General features: G+C 30.0%; 19 protein-coding genes. 3 read left to right on the top strand and 16 right to left on the bottom strand.

Annotation, left to right across the window (positions count from 1 at the left end; translation table 11 throughout):
• Window positions 1–212: 212 nt before the first annotated feature.
• Entirely contained in the window at window positions 213–1181 is a 969-nt protein-coding gene (locus AQ1685_RS10280) for a sodium-dependent bicarbonate transport family permease (RefSeq protein ID WP_095071870.1), read from the bottom strand.
• 12 nt (window positions 1182–1193) lie between these two features.
• Window positions 1194–1493, bottom strand: a complete 300-nt coding sequence (locus tag AQ1685_RS10275; protein ID WP_095071868.1) for a hypothetical protein — start codon at window positions 1491–1493, stop codon at window positions 1194–1196.
• A gap of 240 nt (window positions 1494–1733) precedes the next feature.
• Between AQ1685_RS10275 and AQ1685_RS10270 the strand changes: the two genes are divergently transcribed.
• The 3 genes from AQ1685_RS10270 to AQ1685_RS10260 all read left to right on the top strand — a co-directional run bounded on the left by AQ1685_RS10270 (window position 1734) and on the right by AQ1685_RS10260 (window position 3586).
• Window positions 1734–2660 carry a LysR substrate-binding domain-containing protein gene (locus AQ1685_RS10270; protein ID WP_095071866.1) on the top strand — a complete coding sequence of 309 codons (927 nt, stop codon included), beginning with the start codon at window positions 1734–1736 and terminating at the stop codon, window positions 2658–2660.
• Window positions 2661–3124: 464 nt separating this feature from the next.
• Window positions 3125–3343, top strand: a complete 219-nt coding sequence (locus AQ1685_RS10265; protein ID WP_095071864.1) for a hypothetical protein — start codon at window positions 3125–3127, stop codon at window positions 3341–3343.
• A 12-nt stretch (window positions 3344–3355) separates the two neighbouring features.
• Complete coding sequence (locus AQ1685_RS10260; protein ID WP_095071862.1) at window positions 3356–3586, top strand: hypothetical protein; 231 nt, start codon at window positions 3356–3358, stop codon at window positions 3584–3586.
• Between the two features lie 100 nt (window positions 3587–3686).
• Here AQ1685_RS10260 and AQ1685_RS10255 read toward each other — a convergent pair whose 3' ends face one another.
• The 14 genes from AQ1685_RS10255 to AQ1685_RS10190 form a co-directional block, all read right to left on the bottom strand.
• Window positions 3687–4241 carry a hypothetical protein gene (locus tag AQ1685_RS10255; protein ID WP_095071860.1) on the bottom strand — a complete coding sequence of 185 codons (555 nt, stop codon included), beginning with the start codon at window positions 4239–4241 and terminating at the stop codon, window positions 3687–3689.
• Between the two features lie 289 nt (window positions 4242–4530).
• Window positions 4531–4968, bottom strand: coding sequence for a hypothetical protein (locus AQ1685_RS10250; RefSeq protein WP_095071858.1), 438 nt, complete (start codon window positions 4966–4968; stop codon window positions 4531–4533).
• Between the two features lie 120 nt (window positions 4969–5088).
• Window positions 5089–5730, bottom strand: coding sequence for a D-Ala-D-Ala carboxypeptidase family metallohydrolase (locus AQ1685_RS10245; RefSeq protein WP_095071857.1), 642 nt, complete (start codon window positions 5728–5730; stop codon window positions 5089–5091).
• The gene (locus AQ1685_RS10240) at window positions 5687–5899 is read right to left on the bottom strand and encodes a hypothetical protein (protein ID WP_157730179.1); all 213 of its coding nucleotides are present in this window, start codon (window positions 5897–5899) and stop codon (window positions 5687–5689) included. The genes AQ1685_RS10245 and AQ1685_RS10240 overlap by 44 nt, the downstream gene beginning before the upstream one ends.
• Window positions 5899–6384 (bottom strand): hypothetical protein, encoded by a 486-nt coding sequence (locus AQ1685_RS10235; protein WP_095071855.1) that lies wholly within the window; start codon window positions 6382–6384, stop codon window positions 5899–5901. Before AQ1685_RS10235 ends, AQ1685_RS10240 begins: the two co-directional genes overlap by 1 nt.
• A gap of 2 nt (window positions 6385–6386) precedes the next feature.
• The gene (locus tag AQ1685_RS10230) at window positions 6387–6542 is read right to left on the bottom strand and encodes a hypothetical protein (protein ID WP_157730178.1); all 156 of its coding nucleotides are present in this window, start codon (window positions 6540–6542) and stop codon (window positions 6387–6389) included.
• A 12-nt stretch (window positions 6543–6554) separates the two neighbouring features.
• Window positions 6555–7325: a hypothetical protein gene (locus AQ1685_RS10225; RefSeq protein WP_095071853.1), complete on the bottom strand. Its 771-nt coding sequence runs from the start codon at window positions 7323–7325 to the stop codon at window positions 6555–6557.
• A gap of 24 nt (window positions 7326–7349) precedes the next feature.
• Entirely contained in the window at window positions 7350–8135 is a 786-nt protein-coding gene (locus AQ1685_RS10220; protein ID WP_095071851.1) for a hypothetical protein, read from the bottom strand.
• A gap of 105 nt (window positions 8136–8240) precedes the next feature.
• Entirely contained in the window at window positions 8241–9176 is a 936-nt protein-coding gene (locus AQ1685_RS10215) for a rolling circle replication-associated protein (protein ID WP_157730177.1), read from the bottom strand.
• Between the two features lie 778 nt (window positions 9177–9954).
• A complete protein-coding gene (locus AQ1685_RS10210; protein WP_157730176.1) occupies window positions 9955–10323 on the bottom strand; it encodes a hypothetical protein in 369 nt (122 codons plus the stop codon).
• 516 nt (window positions 10324–10839) lie between these two features.
• Complete coding sequence (locus AQ1685_RS10205; RefSeq protein WP_095071841.1) at window positions 10840–12900, bottom strand: AAA family ATPase; 2061 nt, start codon at window positions 12898–12900, stop codon at window positions 10840–10842.
• Window positions 12900–13343: a hypothetical protein gene (locus AQ1685_RS10200; protein WP_095071839.1), complete on the bottom strand. Its 444-nt coding sequence runs from the start codon at window positions 13341–13343 to the stop codon at window positions 12900–12902. The genes AQ1685_RS10205 and AQ1685_RS10200 overlap by 1 nt, the downstream gene beginning before the upstream one ends.
• On the bottom strand, window positions 13340–14488 hold the full coding sequence (locus AQ1685_RS10195) for a hypothetical protein (protein ID WP_095071837.1): 1149 nt from the start codon (window positions 14486–14488) through the stop codon (window positions 13340–13342). The genes AQ1685_RS10200 and AQ1685_RS10195 overlap by 4 nt, the downstream gene beginning before the upstream one ends.
• Window positions 14485–15525, bottom strand: coding sequence for a ComEC/Rec2 family competence protein (locus tag AQ1685_RS10190; protein WP_095071835.1), 1041 nt, complete (start codon window positions 15523–15525; stop codon window positions 14485–14487). Before AQ1685_RS10190 ends, AQ1685_RS10195 begins: the two co-directional genes overlap by 4 nt.
• Between the last annotated feature and the right edge of the window lie 137 nt (window positions 15526–15662).

Raw genomic sequence — 15662 nt, 5'->3', positions numbered from 1 at the left:
TACATAAACTATTCCTATATTTGATAATCTACACTACAAATTTAAGATATATTATTGATATATAGATATTTATGTTTTTTAAAATAATCATTAGTCTAATTTATGTTTTTTGTGTGGGTCTTTATCAAAAAAAAGACCTAACTATTGTGAGTTAGGCCTTTTACAAAAGAACGGGTTAATGAAAAATAACAAATAACTGTACTAAAGTTATTTTATGAAAATGTTTGCTGAACTATATACATATAAATAGGCATACCTAAAGTAATATTGAAAGGGAAAGTTATTGCAAGCGCCATGGGTAAATACAAACTTGGGTTAGCTTTAGGAGCTGCAATTCGCATAGCTGCTGGTACAGCAATATATGAAGCACTTGAAGCCAAAATGGCGATTAAAAATCGATTTCCAAGTTCGTCTAACCAAATTCCAGAAATGTAGGCTACTAAACAACCGTTAATTAAAGGTATAATGATTGCAAAAAGTAAAGCAAACCAACCTTTTTTAATAAATGCTCCAATTTTTTTACCACTTGTTATTCCCATATCCAATAAAAATACAGCTAGAAAACCTTTAAAAATATCTGTCGTAAAAGGTTTAATTCCTGCGGCTTGAGCGTCACTAGCCAAATATCCTATAACTAAACTTCCAATAATTAAAAGAACACTACCATTCGTAATAGAATGTTTAATTAATTTGAGTAATTCTTTAGTAGATCGTTTACCATTAGAGAATAATCTCATTAATAAAACTCCAACAATAATAGAAGGAGCTTCCATTAATGCCATTACGGCTACCATATGTCCACCATAACTTATCTTTTCCATATCAAGAAAACTAATTGCAGTAATAAAAGTTACAGCACTCACAGAACCGTATGCAGCTGCAATAGCTCCTGAATTTTCGACTGAAAATTTTCTTTTTAAAATAAAGAATGTGTAAAAAGGAGTGAAGACAGCTAACAGAAATCCTATGATTAATGCTCCATAAATTTCTGATGAAAAATCACTATGAGCTAATTCTTGACCACCTTTAAAACCAATAGATAAAAGCAAATACAGCGAAATAAATTTTGATGAATTCTTCGGGATTTCTAAATCACTTTTTACTTGTGAAGCAAAGATTCCTAAGAAGAAAAAAAGTAAGGCAGGATTTGTTAAATTATCAATCAACAAATGAATATCCATTTCGTAAATATTTTATTGGTCAGTAAGTTCTATACTTATTGTACTTTTTAACTTAATATTTTTGTTATTCGCTTTAGCGAAAGCAATAATCTCAGATAAGTGAATCTTATCAGCTTTTAATTCATGAATTCTATTGTTATCATAAGCAGTATCATTATTATGATCTCCTTCAAGAATAATTAATCGATGAAGTTTGTGATAATTAATTTTAGTGTTGATAAAGCTTTTTAATAAATCTTCTGTGTGCATAGGTGTAAATGTGCCATCAATTAGTTTTAAACTGTTTACTAATGTTTGTGTTGTTGTACTCATCTTTTGTGTTTTTTATGGCGCAAATTTTGAATATTTTTTTAATATATTATTATTTATTATTCTTTAAATAATCATTAATAAAATTTATTATATTTGTGTAAGTATTTGAAATAAATGAGTTTAATTAATTTTATATCTCTTAATTGTATTAGAATATTAATTTATATTTAAGTTCATATACATAAGTTTTTAGTTATATATAAATTATTTTTGCTCTAAAAAAATAGATTATAAAACTGTATGAATTATACACTTCATCAATTAAAAGTTTTTTTGGAAATAGTAGATAAAAAAAGCATTACAAAAGCTGCAGAATCTTTATTTCTTACGCAACCAGCTGTTTCAATTCAGCTTAAAAATTTTCAAGAACAATTTCCTATACCTTTAACTGAAGTAGTAGGTAAGAAGCTCTATATTACGGATTTCGGACAAGAAATAGCTGATACAGCGAAACAAATTCTTATTGAAGTTGAAACCATAAACCATAAAACTTACGCATATCAAGGGAAACTAGCAGGGCAATTAAAGTTAGCTGTAGTTTCAACTGGTAAATATGTAATGCCATATTATGTTTCAGATTTTTTGAAACAACATGAATCTATTGACTTTTCAATGGATGTAACGAATAAACAGAGTGTTGTAACAAATTTAGAAAATAATGAAGTTGATTTTGCTTTAGTGTCTGTTTTACCAAGTCATTTGAATTTGGAAACTATTCCGCTGTTACGAAATAGTTTATATCTGGTTGGAAGTTCAACAATGATTAATGAAAAAAAGAAGAAAAAAAGTAAAATATTTACAGAAGGACCTCTGATTTACAGAGAAAAAGGATCTGCTACACGAAATGCCATGGAAATGTTTGTAGAGAAAAAGAATTTTCAATCTGCAAAAAAAATAGAATTAACTTCAAATGAAGCTTTAAAACAGGCTGTTATAGCTGGAATTGGTTATTCTATAATGCCATTAATTGGAATTAAAAGTGCTTTAATGAATAAAGAAATTTCAATAATTCCTTACAAAGGTTTGCCAATTGAAACTGAATGGAATCTAGTTTGGAGAAAAGAAAAGAAACTAACACCAATAGCGAAAGCTTTTGTTGACTATGTAAGATTGAATAAAAATACGATTCGAAATAAACATTTTTCTTGGATAGATGAAAGTATATAAAAGGAGATAATACTTCTTTTAAAATATCCTATTTAACATAATATAAATTATAGTGCAAAAAATATATGAGAAAATAATCCCATATAAGTACTCGTGTTTTTACTTAAATAACTGATTTAAATACGTTTAGATTTCAAAGAGCGGATTATATATGCGCTAATGTATGCAATTTCGATCGTATATGCAAATTTAAGGCATTTTAAAGGTGTTTTAAGACATGTTTAGAGCTAGTCGAATGCGGTTCGGCGGTGGGTATATTTTCTTGGTTTTAATACCACCGCACGAATATAGACACAGCTTTAAAAATAAAAAGAATTTTATCTGGGTTTTCACCTCCTAAAGTCGGCAAACCTTCCCAGAAAAATTTTTGTATTTCCAAAACCGTGTCAGTGGTTTGTTTGTTGGTTTTAAAGCAAAAAAAATATTTTTTTTTTTAACAGGGGAAACCCACAAAATTAACAGACATGGAAAAAGCATTAATTGAAAAAATCAGTAAAGAACTTAACGAGAAAGGTAGAAATCATAATTTAAAAGTGATTGAAAGTGATGGAGATATATTAGTTAGAAGACATAATATTATACCTGATATAATAATTGAAATCATAAGAGATGTATGTAAAAAATACAAAGTACTTTACACTGTATGTATTCTAGATAAAAAATTAACAGTATTAATATTTTAAAATTAATTGATTATGGCAGATTTTAAAAAGAAGTTGAGGGATTGGCAAAACAAAGAAAAGAGACTTGTTAAAGCTTTATTAATAGCTGAAATTAACGAAGTAATTATTCACGGTGAACATGATTATATAGTGATTAAAAAAGAGTTAATTAACGGTGAAAGAACTGTAGAATATATTAAAGCAGATAACAACGACTTAGTTAAACATACTGTGTTTGTTGATAGAATTCTAAACATGGAATAAAAAGTAAAAACCCGTACAGATTATGTACGGGTTTACTCATAGTTGAAAACTAACATACTACGCCCCCACGTAATATACTAACTTATCACAAATATAACAATTAACTTGTAGTTGAACCACCACTTCCACCTTGAGTTGGAGTACCTGTTCTTCCGCCACCGCTTGAAGGTTGTCCGTCGTTTCCGTTGCCGTCTCTTACAGTATATTGTTTGTAAGGCGTGTAATCCTCAGGTATACCGTCTGGATGCATTGCGTTAAGTATATTTTGTTGGTCTATTAAATCGGTAGCATCTAGATCACGGTAAGCACTTGGTCTAGTCAAAATTAAACCGTCAAAATACACAGGGTAATAATCAACTATACCCAACGATCTAAATATAATAGGAGTTTGTAATTCAAAATCAAAGAAGGTGATTAAATACGGGTCATCTCCAGTATAACCATGTAAAAAACCTATAGTTCGTTCGTACTCTGGAAAACCATTAATAGCTGGTACATTATAGGGAGTTAATGAAATTCGACCGTATAATTGTTGGTTTTCTAACAAAAGGTCATGATTTAGTACATAGTAACCTCTATCGTTTAGAACCATTGGTAAAACTCCTGTATAAGCTCTAGAACTGAATTTTGTATCGTTTAAATTAATTTCTTTCATTAGGATTTGGGTTTTGTTTTTTCTTTTTGTATTCGTTCCACAGGTGCCTTAGTACTTCAGCAAGTATAGCCACGAGTAGACTAATTATTTTAGGGATTGGGTCGTCGTCTGTACTAATGGAGTAACCAAATAGCAAAGAACCACCCGTAAAAAGATATTTCATATATTTATCGAAATTTTAAAAAGGATTAGAAATGGCGATTATTAAAATAGGAATAGTTTTATGTATAGTTATAGCAGTAGTATTTTACGGAATTGGATATAAAATAGCTAAAACGAAATACAAAAATTAGTTAGGATTAACTAAAGGAAAAACCAAACCTTTAGATTTATAAATTGCTTTAATTCTTTGTTTTTGGTTTTCATCAAATTCTCTTAAAAGAATTGCAGATAAATTGTAAGTTTCTGCACCAATAGCATCGTCTAAAACAGGAACCCAAGAAAATATCCCGAAGGTACTATCATGATATCTTAAACCAAAATCTTTATGAAGTTTTAGTATTTGAGATGAATTTAAACGTGATACTACATCAAATATTGGTTCATGATCTTTATTCCTGAACAGAAATTTATCTATTGATTGATCTATAACTGATATAGCCTCAGCGACTGAGTTATCGTTACTTTTAGGCTCAGTGCTTTTCGAACTTCTACCCTTAAAATAAAAATACAGTCCAAATATCAGAGCGAGTACAGCCCCAATAAAGATTTGAATAGTCTTTGACATAATTTTATTATGATTAAAGTAAAGAGCATTGTCATTATTGAAATTGACAGTACTAATATGAATACAATTGTGAATATTAGTTTTGAAATCGACATGCTCTTTAGTTGTTATTAATTTGTTTTACTTCTTTTTAAATCTGTTATACAGATAGTTACCTAATGCGAATAATGGGGTTACAATTGTAACCAATACAGCCACGAATGATAGTGCGTCCATTAGCGCAATTTTGTCTAGTCCACTACCCTTTTTTTTTTCGAATACTACTTGTATATCCTGAGTATTGTTTGGTCTAGTATCGATATGAACAAAATTTGAGTAAGGATAGATTTGTATAAATCCGATACCAATTTGTTTTAATCGTCTGTAAAGCTCATTCTTTGTGTTTACAGCTTCGGTCATCATTTTAACCAAACCATCACCTGACAAGTCCCAAGCCATACCGTAAGTGTGTCTACTTGTACCGGGTCTTTTTCTGTAGAACTCCCATTCCATTGAGCGGAAAGTACTACCTAATTTTATAGGCTTGTTTAAAGCATCTCTTATCGCTTGTGAAGCCAAAATAACCCTTGGGTCTATTGGTATGCGTGTGAATTGTGACTTTTCGAAACCTCTAACAAAAGCGGCGTCTACAGCTTCTTTTAAACTAAAGTTTTTTGATAACTGTTTGTTTGAAATTCCTGTAAATGGTATTTGTTGGTATATTTCATGAAATACGACGCTATTCGGTATTTCTGGACGGTATAAGGGATACGGTTTTTTCATTTTCTTTCGGTTTTTCTTTTGGTTTAATATTCCAAATCTTTTTACGCTCTTCCTCGAACAGCTTTAACGCACTTGCGAAAGCCTCAAGTGTTTTTGAAGCTCTTTTCAAACCGTCAAGGAAATTGATGACGGTTTGAGTTATAGAGCCTAATTGATTTAAGAACTTCATTAATCAAGCTTTTTTACAATTCGAGTGATTGCACCTTTTGGGTATGTTCTACCGTCGGCAAGCATATTCATTTTCTTGAATACTGCTGTTTTGTTGGTAATATTCACGTCTACCCATTCCAATACAGTAACTCCTGTATTTTCATAGAAACATTCTACAAACATTAGAATATGTTTGTTACCGTTCTTTTCACCTTGGTATCTTACAGACTTAGAATTTTCAATACCTTGGAATTTAATAGTACCAGCTCTTTTCGAGATGTTATAACCAGTCACCCACACCTTAGGTTGATTTACGAATTGTACACCGTCAGTTCCTACTACGCGTGCTTCATATTCATAAGACTCTTTAGTATAACCAACTTGGAAACCGCTGTAATACTTCCCGTTCTTAGTCATCGCACGTCCGTACTGATCAACGTTTTGTTCTGATTCGTAGATATTCGTGTATTCACTCTGTTTTTTGTATTTTTTATTTTGTGCCATGATTACCAAGGTTTAGAGTTCTTACTTCCTTTCGGTTTAAATAGCCAAAAGATTAAATAGACGATTAAAGCGATTGGTAAGATTCCGATTGCCCAATATGGCAAACCCCATAATTTACGGTTTAAGAACTCACCTATTTTAGTGAAATATTCCTTCATAATGATTAAATTTTAGTTGTTGTTGGGTTTCTTTTTTTTCTTTTTAGGTTTCTTAAAAACATTGACAATTAAAGCGATTAAGCCAAATAATAATCCTAGACCTAAAGCAACCCAACCAATGATGGATTTTGTTAAAGGACTGTATTGTTTAGCGCCGTCAACGGCTGTATTTACAAATGCAAATTGGGATTTACGAGAGACTGTCTTGATCTGTGGAACTGTAAAAGTTCTTGATGGACCACCACCACGAAAAATGGTATTGTGTTGGATAGTTCGGTTATGAAAAGTAATGTTATAGTTATCTTTCATCTCCTGAATTATCAACTGTTTTGCCTGTTCGAACATTCGGTGTGATAACTCCTCACCTTGTTTAGTACATCCTTTGCGGTCACGTGCATTCATTGCACGCTCTATAGTGTTTGCGCAAATCTCTAATAGATAAGCGTTAGCCTTCTGTTTAAACTCTTCTAAATTTGAAGCTGGGTTATTGTAGTATGAATCTAAATTATAACGCTGTTGTTGTTGTAACAAGAAAGCTGATGTTTCTTTCTGTGCTTTCTCAGGTGGAAAGCTTGCGTTAATACAATTTAAATCAATACCCAATAAATTTAACCCTGAACCAATGAGACCTCCAGCGAATGGAATTTCGCTAATAAAGTTTTGAACAGATGACCCACCGTTGGCAAAACCAGTACCCCCACCAAAAACAGGTGGAATATTTACAGGTATTGTTTTAGACTGTGGAGAAGCGTCAAAGCTCTCCGTTAGTGGATAGATTAACATAAATTAAATTTGAATTAATGAATTTTAAGCAGTTGGGTTAACTGTGTAGTACTTGATATCAGCTGTACGGTTTTCCTTAGTTACATGTACAGAATTGATACTTCTTACATCAAGAACAACACAAGAATTTGTTCCAAATATTGCTCCGTCTTGTTGGTCATATGCAACAATTCCAAAATGAGTAGATTGGTTTGCTAGTAAATCTCTAGTGTACATTGTAATCTTTTGGTTTGGTACGATAAACTCGTACTTGTCAGCTAAAGCAGGTTTAGCCATGATTAAATAATGAGCATCTGTCAATTCTAAAGCAATCTCTTCATCTTCTTTTTTCCAGGTAAGCTCTTTGTACGAATATTCGTTTTGAGCGATTTGGTAACCTCCTAGGAATGTAACATGTGAATCATCGTGTTTTTGTAGATTTGAAAGTGTTACTGTTAACTTATCACCTTCATTAAGTAAGACCTCACCTCCTATTGCAAGTAAGATTTCTACAGAAGTTAAAGCCTTTTTTACTTCGTTTGCCGTAGTAGTTGGCATATCCGAAATTTCATAAGTCTTTGGGTTGAATGGTAATGGTACGGAGTGGTTAGTCTTATATGACAAAGTTTCCATTTTAGCCTGAGACTCTTTTAGAGTAGCTACGGTTAAATCTGGTATCAATGTAATAGTGTGAGTATTGTTACGAGTGATAGTCACTTTAACCTTTGCACTTGGAGACACATTATACAAGATCATCGCCGCAGGATTATGTGGTTTTTCTAGTACAATCTTTTTTGAAGTTACTCCTGTTAATTCAAATGTTTTAGCCATTGTAAAAAATGTTTTTTTATTAATATTTGATACAATTTTACGGCTAGGTTTAGTTAAAAAAGTTGCAATGTGCCTTGTTGTAAATCAGGTATTTACAGGTAGTAATTATTTTAAATTATTTGTCCAAAATGCAGGGTTTCCATAGTTCAATTTTACTTGTTCAAATGTTGGTTGTTGCAAAATTTCAATTTTAGGAATAGTTGGTGTTTGTTCAGGTATGTAATTCTTTAATCGAATGAACTCTTTTTGTGAGATCGTACGAGGCTCAATGTTACCGTTTTGTAGTTTATAGAAATCTTTGATATCTGACCAAAGTTTTTTGTATTTGGTTGATATAACCTCGTAGGACCTACCAGAGAAAAAAGAGAAAAAGTCTTCTTTTAAAACTTGTTTTAACTTCTTAGAGTTTATTAAGTGTACAACATGGTCAAATAGTGGTTGACCCTCTTGGTATTTCGGGTAGTCTAGTTGTTTAGCCTCATCTGAACAACCCCATAATTTACCCAGTATTGGACGTTTACCGAACTCAAATTTAGTCATATATTTTACTATGTATGACGTAGGGTTTTTAATCTTACGACCTTTATCGTCTTTTTTTAAACTCTTTACGTCTGTAGTATTTGGGTTTCTATGACCGTGTTTACTTTGAAATGAATCGAGATATCCTAATTTATCTAGTTGTTTATTCCAAAGTTTTCTATGGACAGTGTGATGTATCCATTTATCGAGTAGTAAATGAAAGTGTATATTTCCATTCTTTTGGGCTTCAGCTTTCCAGACATAATATTTTACGCCATAAGTCTTTTGTAAATTCTCAATATAGCGTGTTTGTAAACGCTTGATTTGTTTGTCTGAATGTTGCTGTTTGCTTGGCAGTGTTAGAGTTACAAATACTACGTATTGACCTGTTTTATAGTCTGAATTTCTTTCTCTACTGAATATGACGGTGTTGATGATATTTTCACATACTTTTTTACAGCTCTTTTTTTGATTATTTGAAAGTGTACCCAGTTCTTTTAAATTCTTTCCACGTTTAGACATGATTTGTCTATGTAAATCGTGTTTGAATTTGATTCGATTAACATCGTTTAGAAAATTTGGTGTAGGCTCATACTTCTTGATTATTTGATTAAATGGTGTTTTTTGATTCTGTTTTAGTACAGAAGTGTCACCATTTCGGACGATATCAAGATAACTTACGTCAAAGTATTGGGAAATACCCCCATTTTTAATTGAAAAAGTACAAGGCGCGTTCATCTAGCAAGACTCAAAAACTCAGCTACGCTATGGCTTCGCTTCGTTTTTTCGACACAACCGTTATGTTTTGCCTAGCCAATAGAAAAAGCCGTTAAACGGGCTTAAATGGCTCGAATAACGGCTATAATAATTTTAATGTTCGTAATGTGTTTGCGTTGGTCTGTTCCTGTTTTGCAGCACGTAACTTTAAAGCACGATAGATCGTACTGATATCACAAAACAAAAAATTATCGGCAATATGCTGATAAGCTTCAGTATAGGTGTAAACAGGAATTTTCGGGTTTTTTAAAAGCTCGTCAGACAAATTTAGAATGTACTGTCGACGAGCTTTGTAGTTCACATTATCTTTCTTGTAACCCATATACGTAAGTTCTAGGGTTAACAAATTCAATCACACCATCAAAAAGCTCAACTTCTGAGTAATGATCGCCTAACGATCTTACGTGTGTTTGAATTTTGGTCGTTGGTAGACCGTTTAAAGAATAGACAAATTTTTGACCTTCTGCTAATGTGTTTAGCGGTTGTGGGTGTTTTTTAGTGTACATAACGTTTAGGTTATGCTCTAAGAAACCTTGCGCTCTAAATCAAGTAGCTTAATTGTGTTTGACTTATAATTAAGATTAACTTTAGCATTTTTGAAAATGATATCGTATTTCTCATAAAAGAAATGGACCATTTGAAGCTGGGCGTTAACCTTATTAACATGGTAGTAATCATTTGACTTTTTAAAGTGTGATATAAACTCAATGGCTGTATCTTCTATATGGTTTAGGATTTTAAAAAAACCGCTTAATTTCAAAGATTGCCAACCGTCTCCGTAATCATTTGACCATTTATCGGTAAGATCAAGAAAACCATCTAGTTTGAGTTTAATTTGGTTTAACGAATAGGGTTTGATAGTATACGAATGATGTAAATACAGAGTGTACAATTGTACGTGTATATCGTAACATAACCTTATAGTGTCACAAACATAATTACTAAAATCCCTTACAAAATCCTGAGCCTTGCGTTTGCTTCTGAAGTATAAAACTTTTCGCTCATGCAAATTCACTAGATATTTGTACGGGGTTTGAAAATCGCTCGTAACGGGCGAAATTGATAACTTTAACTTTCTCATAATCAAATATGAAAAAACACGAGATATAATAAAACTAATAATTAGTTAAAAAAAGTGTGCAATTACGATTTTTTTTGTCTCTTTTTCGCTGTAGCCCCCGTCACTACTCGGATTGCTATTTCATAATATAAATTATAGAACAAGTATATTGTTATGAGTAAAACGGCGGAATGCGTATTAAACATAACTGTAAATATAATTGACGCGTGCGCGTTTTATATCACCAACTATGTTACAGCTATTTTTCGATTAAATTTCATTATATCGTTTTGCGCTATCTTTTACTTTAATACAAAAGAAACAAAAAATCAATGTATTTTTCTTTAATTAGCTTTCCATTTCTTGAATTGACATTTCTGTAATAATATATTCATTGTGTTCTATTTTACTTAAAATATTATTTAATGAATAAGTTTTTTTATCTTCAGTTTTATTGTTTTCTTCACTTGAAGCAGCTACTATTATTTGAAATTGTTTAAGGTCAGCAACAGTTTTAAAAAACTGTTCAAGACTACTACTCTTCATAGAGTGTTGACTTGGTTCATCAAATAAAATAATGCCTGGATGATTTTCAGCTTCTTTTAATAGACTAATAGTATAAGCCCAAATATTACGTATGAAATCACTAGAGGAAGAACTCATTTGGATTTTTTGAATCTCTTTTCCATATTTTGAAATAGGGAAATATTTAAAAGGAAATTTTCTTTGAACCGAAACATTGAATGGTTTATTACTACTATAATTAAATTTATAAAGTAAATTTTTATATGAAGTTTCGAAATTTTCTAGTTTTAGAATATCATCTGCATCATTAATTTTAAAATTATCTATTAATCTTTTATTTTCTCCATATAAAACGCTCACTTCTCTAAGTTCATTAATTAAACCTTTGAAATCCGATTCGACTTTAGTTAATTTTAATATCTCATTTTCTAACAAAATATCTTTTTGAATTTCTAACCTAGATGGCATTGAGTCAGGATCTAAAAGTTCATTTTTAATTTGTCTAATACTTAACTCTAAATCAGATATTTCTTTGATAAAGGTTGAATTGATTACTTCTTTTTCATCTAATGTTTTTATTAGTCCATTTATTGATGATTCAAGTAATTTTTTTTGATTTTGAAGGTAATTCAAATTTCCTTTTATGGTTTTAAACTCAATAGATAAATCTGTTTTAATTATCTCAGGTGTGATTTTTTGAGAACAAGTGGGACATGAATCTAATTCGTTTACTGTAGGATCTTTTTCAGTTAAATATTTTATATCCTTATTAACTTCTATTTCAGCTTTTAATTCTTCAATATGATTTTGATATGAAAGTAATTGAGATTTTTGAGATTGATATTTTAAATTAAATTTATTGTAGTAATCAACAAAATCTAAATATTTTTCCTTTTGTTGATTGAGAATACGTCTCAATTCAGGTTTTTTATTTTCAATTAGTTTTGGTTGTAAATTAATGAGGCTCTTTTTTTCTTTTAACTCCTCTATTAATTCATTTATAGGAATAAAATTGTCAGAATCTATTCCTTTCAATATTTTTAAGGAAACAAAATCAAGATCTTTACTATCTAGAAAAGGAACTTCATCTAATTCGGAGTATTTACCTGAGTTAGCTGTAGCTAATACATCTAACTTTCCTAATGTTGTCGTCCATCTTTCCGTAATTCTTTTTTTAATTTCATTTAATCGCTCTTTTTCAACATCGTTTTTAAGAGCTTTTAAATTAAAAAGATATTCAATGGTTCTTTGTTTGTTATCTTTGATACCAAAGTAAGGCATAGAGGCTAATAAATCTGACCATCCTTTAGTTTGCTCAATAAATAAAGCTGGAAAAATTGTTTGTAAGTACAAATCTGAATAATCTCCTTTTTGATTTAGGACTTTAGGAATATCTGGCATTTTCATAAAATGAGCAAACCACGAATAAAATCCTACTTCACTTTCATGATTTCTTGTTCTATCAATAAAAACTGTTTTAGATTCAGGTTTAGAATTAAGTTCAGAAATACCTCCTTTAAATATTTTAACTATGTTATTTTCACCACCTTTTATATTTCTTTTTAGTGTAAAAACCTGATTATCATCATTTTTTATTTCTACATAAGTACTAGAAGTAAAAACTTTATAATCATTCTCATTTATTGAAAATTCTTTTTTTACAGAATTATCTAAGGCTCTTATATTTTTAGCTCCTTTAAGCTCTTCCAAACATAAAGAATAAAATAAGCAAGAAATAATAGTTGATTTTCCTGATGTGTTCTCTCCTTTAATAACATTTAAACCTTTCTTAAAAGGAATATCAAAACCATATCTTTTTTTTAAAGCGGTATTTGAAGGAGAATAACCTTGAATATCTAATTTTAATCTATTTATTTGTATCATTATCTTACTTGCCAAGTTTGTTTTTCAGTTAATATTTTAGATACATCTCCTATTTCTTTCAAAGAAGTTATCTGAGTTTTAAAGAGGTTATCTTTTATTACTAATTCTACTAATTTCTTACCTTTTTTTGTTAGTCTTATTTTTCCACCAATCAATCTTTCACAATACTGATTTACTAAAGCAAGTATTAATGCCCTATCAAGTGCTGGTTCAAAACACCAAGGAACAAGACTATGTCGTTTTTCTTCTTTATAATCCATAAGTATTTTTAAATTTCCTTCATCACGCATTGCCCATGCTATTGTTTGTAAAAGAGAAATTGTAGCAGATTTAGATGAGCCTGTATTATAATTAAGAATTAATAGAATTTGTGAAACCCTGTAAACAGGTTGTAAATGTATTGGAACATAAACGCTTTTTGGATTTGATATTATTTCAATCATATTTTAACAAAATTAAGATCACAATTTAATAGTAATTCATTAACGGCTATATCTCCTAGTAATTCAATTTTAGAAGTCGAAATTTCAGATTTATTTTCAGAAGCCATTAGTGTAAAAAATAAATCTCTAATATCATTATATATTTTTTGAGCTTCATTTATAGTTTGAACTTGGCGATTACGAAATGTTCTGTTTACCCTTTTTGAAAGTGTTATTTGTACTTCGTCAAATTCATTTTGAATAAATCCATTCAATTTTCCAATTTTGCTTAATTCTATCTCAGCTTTGAAAAATTCGGTTAATATTTCATCTACCATTTCATCTACATCGCTAATACCATAGAGAACTTCACATTTTCTGTGTAAATTATCAAACCTATCATTATTAGCTTCTTTTAAAGAAGCTATTTTTAAAGAAATATTTTCTAAATCTATTTTTTCGCTTTGAAAAAATAATTGTTGCGCACTATTAGAAAGAGGATATACTTCATAATCAAGCGAATTAAAAACATTATCAAGTTTAGAACATTTTAAATGCCCGAAGATTCCTGTTGAATCTCTCAAGTCGGTAATAATTCCAATAAGGAATATTTTGCCGTTTTTTACATCAAACACACCACTTCCTGATAAACCACTTGACGTTTGATCTATAGCTTTACTAAATGTGATGTCTTTAATCTCATCTGACTTTATATAAAATGAATCATTATCATTCTCTTCAATTTGGCAATGAAAGGTTTTAGCTTGATTTTTTTCAGACAGCCATTTAGGATAACCTCTAAAAGCTAATTTTGAGCAATCAGATTCATTTAAAATACTAGAATAAACTATGCTATCTAAATCAATATCATCTATTTCGACGGATAATACACTAATATCTTCTTCTCCATCTTTAGAATAAACTACTTCAGAAATTTTCAATTCTTTTAAATAATCTCCATTTTGTTTTTTATACTCTATTTTAATATTAGAAATTCCAATGTTAGAAAGCCTTGCATCTTTCTTTCCGTAAATACAATGTTCTGCTGTTATTACGTAATAAACATTCTCTTTATTGCGGGTAATTATTCCACTACCTACAGTTTTGGTCTTCCCATCATCTACTGATATTCTAACAGTAATATTTTTTAAAAACTCAAAACTCATATAATAATTTGATTTTGTTCGGAATATTCAAATAATTTAATTTCATCGTCTTTAAATAACTTTCCTGTTTTTTCTTCAATTGTTTTAATTGGATAATTAAAATAAAATTTAACTTTTTCTTCTTTCATGTTTTTATGGCAAATAACCTTTGCTATTGTTTCTCTATCGGGATGCTTTGACCGTCCAGCTCCTCCATTTGTTGAAATGATATAATTGAAGCATATTATTTGATCTAAAAAAGCATTAGAAATATTATATTTACTTCCGTGATGAGATAATTTAATATAGTCAAAAACTACAGGTACATCATCAGGATAAAATTTAGTTAAACTCTCTGTAATAATGGATGAATGGGCATCTCCCATAAATAAACCATGAAAATTGTTTACTCTAATAGAAAAGGCTATTGATGATGCGTTAACAAAATCAGTTTTAATAGATTTTTCTTTATCCTTTTTTGATGCTAATTCATGAAAACTAACATCAAATTCTCTTGCTTTTATAATTTCTTCTATTGAAATTTGAGTATTACTTTCTTCCTTTTTAGGCCAATTTAAATATAGTTCTTTCAAAGCAATATTGTTTGGGGATAATATCTTAATATTAATACCTTCGGGAAGAAATTTATCTAAAATAGTTTCTGTAGTAACGTTTCCTATAACTTTTATTTCTGGTCGTTTTTCTTTTAATACTTTTTCAAATTTGAGACCTTCATTCATACTTATTTGAGTTCCTTCATTATTAACTGTTAATAAATTAGGTGCGTTTATTATTATTTTATCAAATTCATGCTTATCAGCAATAGAGCTACCAAGATACTCTAGTAAACCACCTATATGATCATGATCAATATGTGTAAGAATTATTAAATCTATTTTTTTATATTTATCTAAATCATGGACCAGTGATGTTCTAAAATTTTCTCTCGGCCCTCCATCAATAAGAATAATGTATGGTTCTCCATTTGTATTATTCAATTCAATTATACAACAATCCCCGTGATGAGCTTTTAATATATTTAATTGCTTTACTTTCATTAAATTTTAGCTATAAATGTAAGGATTTCTATATTTATTTTTTACGAGAATTCGTAATTAATCAAAAAATAAATACCATGTTCATAAACACTGCTACTTCGCTCCTATCGTCGTTTCGGGTAAAGCGTATTCCATTA

The sequence above is a fragment of the Tenacibaculum jejuense genome (assembly GCF_900198195.1).
Lineage (GTDB): Bacteria > Bacteroidota > Bacteroidia > Flavobacteriales > Flavobacteriaceae > Polaribacter > Polaribacter jejuensis.
The sequence above is the reverse complement of the archived record's forward strand: the minus strand, read 5'-3'. Positions and strand labels throughout refer to the sequence as shown.

What these genes read in the sequence shown, in the direction of transcription:
- AQ1685_RS10280 (WP_095071870.1), bottom strand. Translation starts at nt 1,181, where the DNA reads ATGGATATTCATTTGTTGATTGATAATTTAACAAATCCTGCCTTACTT.
- AQ1685_RS10275 (WP_095071868.1), bottom strand. Translation starts at nt 1,493, where the DNA reads ATGAGTACAACAACACAAACATTAGTAAACAGTTTAAAACTAATTGAT.
- AQ1685_RS10270 (WP_095071866.1), top strand. Translation starts at nt 1,734, where the DNA reads ATGAATTATACACTTCATCAATTAAAAGTTTTTTTGGAAATAGTAGAT.
- AQ1685_RS10265 (WP_095071864.1), top strand. Translation starts at nt 3,125, where the DNA reads ATGGAAAAAGCATTAATTGAAAAAATCAGTAAAGAACTTAACGAGAAA.
- AQ1685_RS10260 (WP_095071862.1), top strand. Translation starts at nt 3,356, where the DNA reads ATGGCAGATTTTAAAAAGAAGTTGAGGGATTGGCAAAACAAAGAAAAG.
- AQ1685_RS10255 (WP_095071860.1), bottom strand. Translation starts at nt 4,241, where the DNA reads ATGAAAGAAATTAATTTAAACGATACAAAATTCAGTTCTAGAGCTTAT.
- AQ1685_RS10250 (WP_095071858.1), bottom strand. Translation starts at nt 4,968, where the DNA reads ATGTCAAAGACTATTCAAATCTTTATTGGGGCTGTACTCGCTCTGATA.
- AQ1685_RS10245 (WP_095071857.1), bottom strand. Translation starts at nt 5,730, where the DNA reads ATGAAAAAACCGTATCCCTTATACCGTCCAGAAATACCGAATAGCGTC.
- AQ1685_RS10240 (WP_157730179.1), bottom strand. Translation starts at nt 5,899, where the DNA reads ATGAAGTTCTTAAATCAATTAGGCTCTATAACTCAAACCGTCATCAAT.
- AQ1685_RS10235 (WP_095071855.1), bottom strand. Translation starts at nt 6,384, where the DNA reads ATGGCACAAAATAAAAAATACAAAAAACAGAGTGAATACACGAATATC.
- AQ1685_RS10230 (WP_157730178.1), bottom strand. Translation starts at nt 6,542, where the DNA reads ATGAAGGAATATTTCACTAAAATAGGTGAGTTCTTAAACCGTAAATTA.
- AQ1685_RS10225 (WP_095071853.1), bottom strand. Translation starts at nt 7,325, where the DNA reads ATGTTAATCTATCCACTAACGGAGAGCTTTGACGCTTCTCCACAGTCT.
- AQ1685_RS10220 (WP_095071851.1), bottom strand. Translation starts at nt 8,135, where the DNA reads ATGGCTAAAACATTTGAATTAACAGGAGTAACTTCAAAAAAGATTGTA.
- AQ1685_RS10215 (WP_157730177.1), bottom strand. Translation starts at nt 9,176, where the DNA reads ATGTCTAAACGTGGAAAGAATTTAAAAGAACTGGGTACACTTTCAAAT.
- AQ1685_RS10205 (WP_095071841.1), bottom strand. Translation starts at nt 12,900, where the DNA reads ATGATACAAATAAATAGATTAAAATTAGATATTCAAGGTTATTCTCCT.
- AQ1685_RS10200 (WP_095071839.1), bottom strand. Translation starts at nt 13,343, where the DNA reads ATGATTGAAATAATATCAAATCCAAAAAGCGTTTATGTTCCAATACAT.
- AQ1685_RS10195 (WP_095071837.1), bottom strand. Translation starts at nt 14,488, where the DNA reads ATGAGTTTTGAGTTTTTAAAAAATATTACTGTTAGAATATCAGTAGAT.
- AQ1685_RS10190 (WP_095071835.1), bottom strand. Translation starts at nt 15,525, where the DNA reads ATGAAAGTAAAGCAATTAAATATATTAAAAGCTCATCACGGGGATTGT.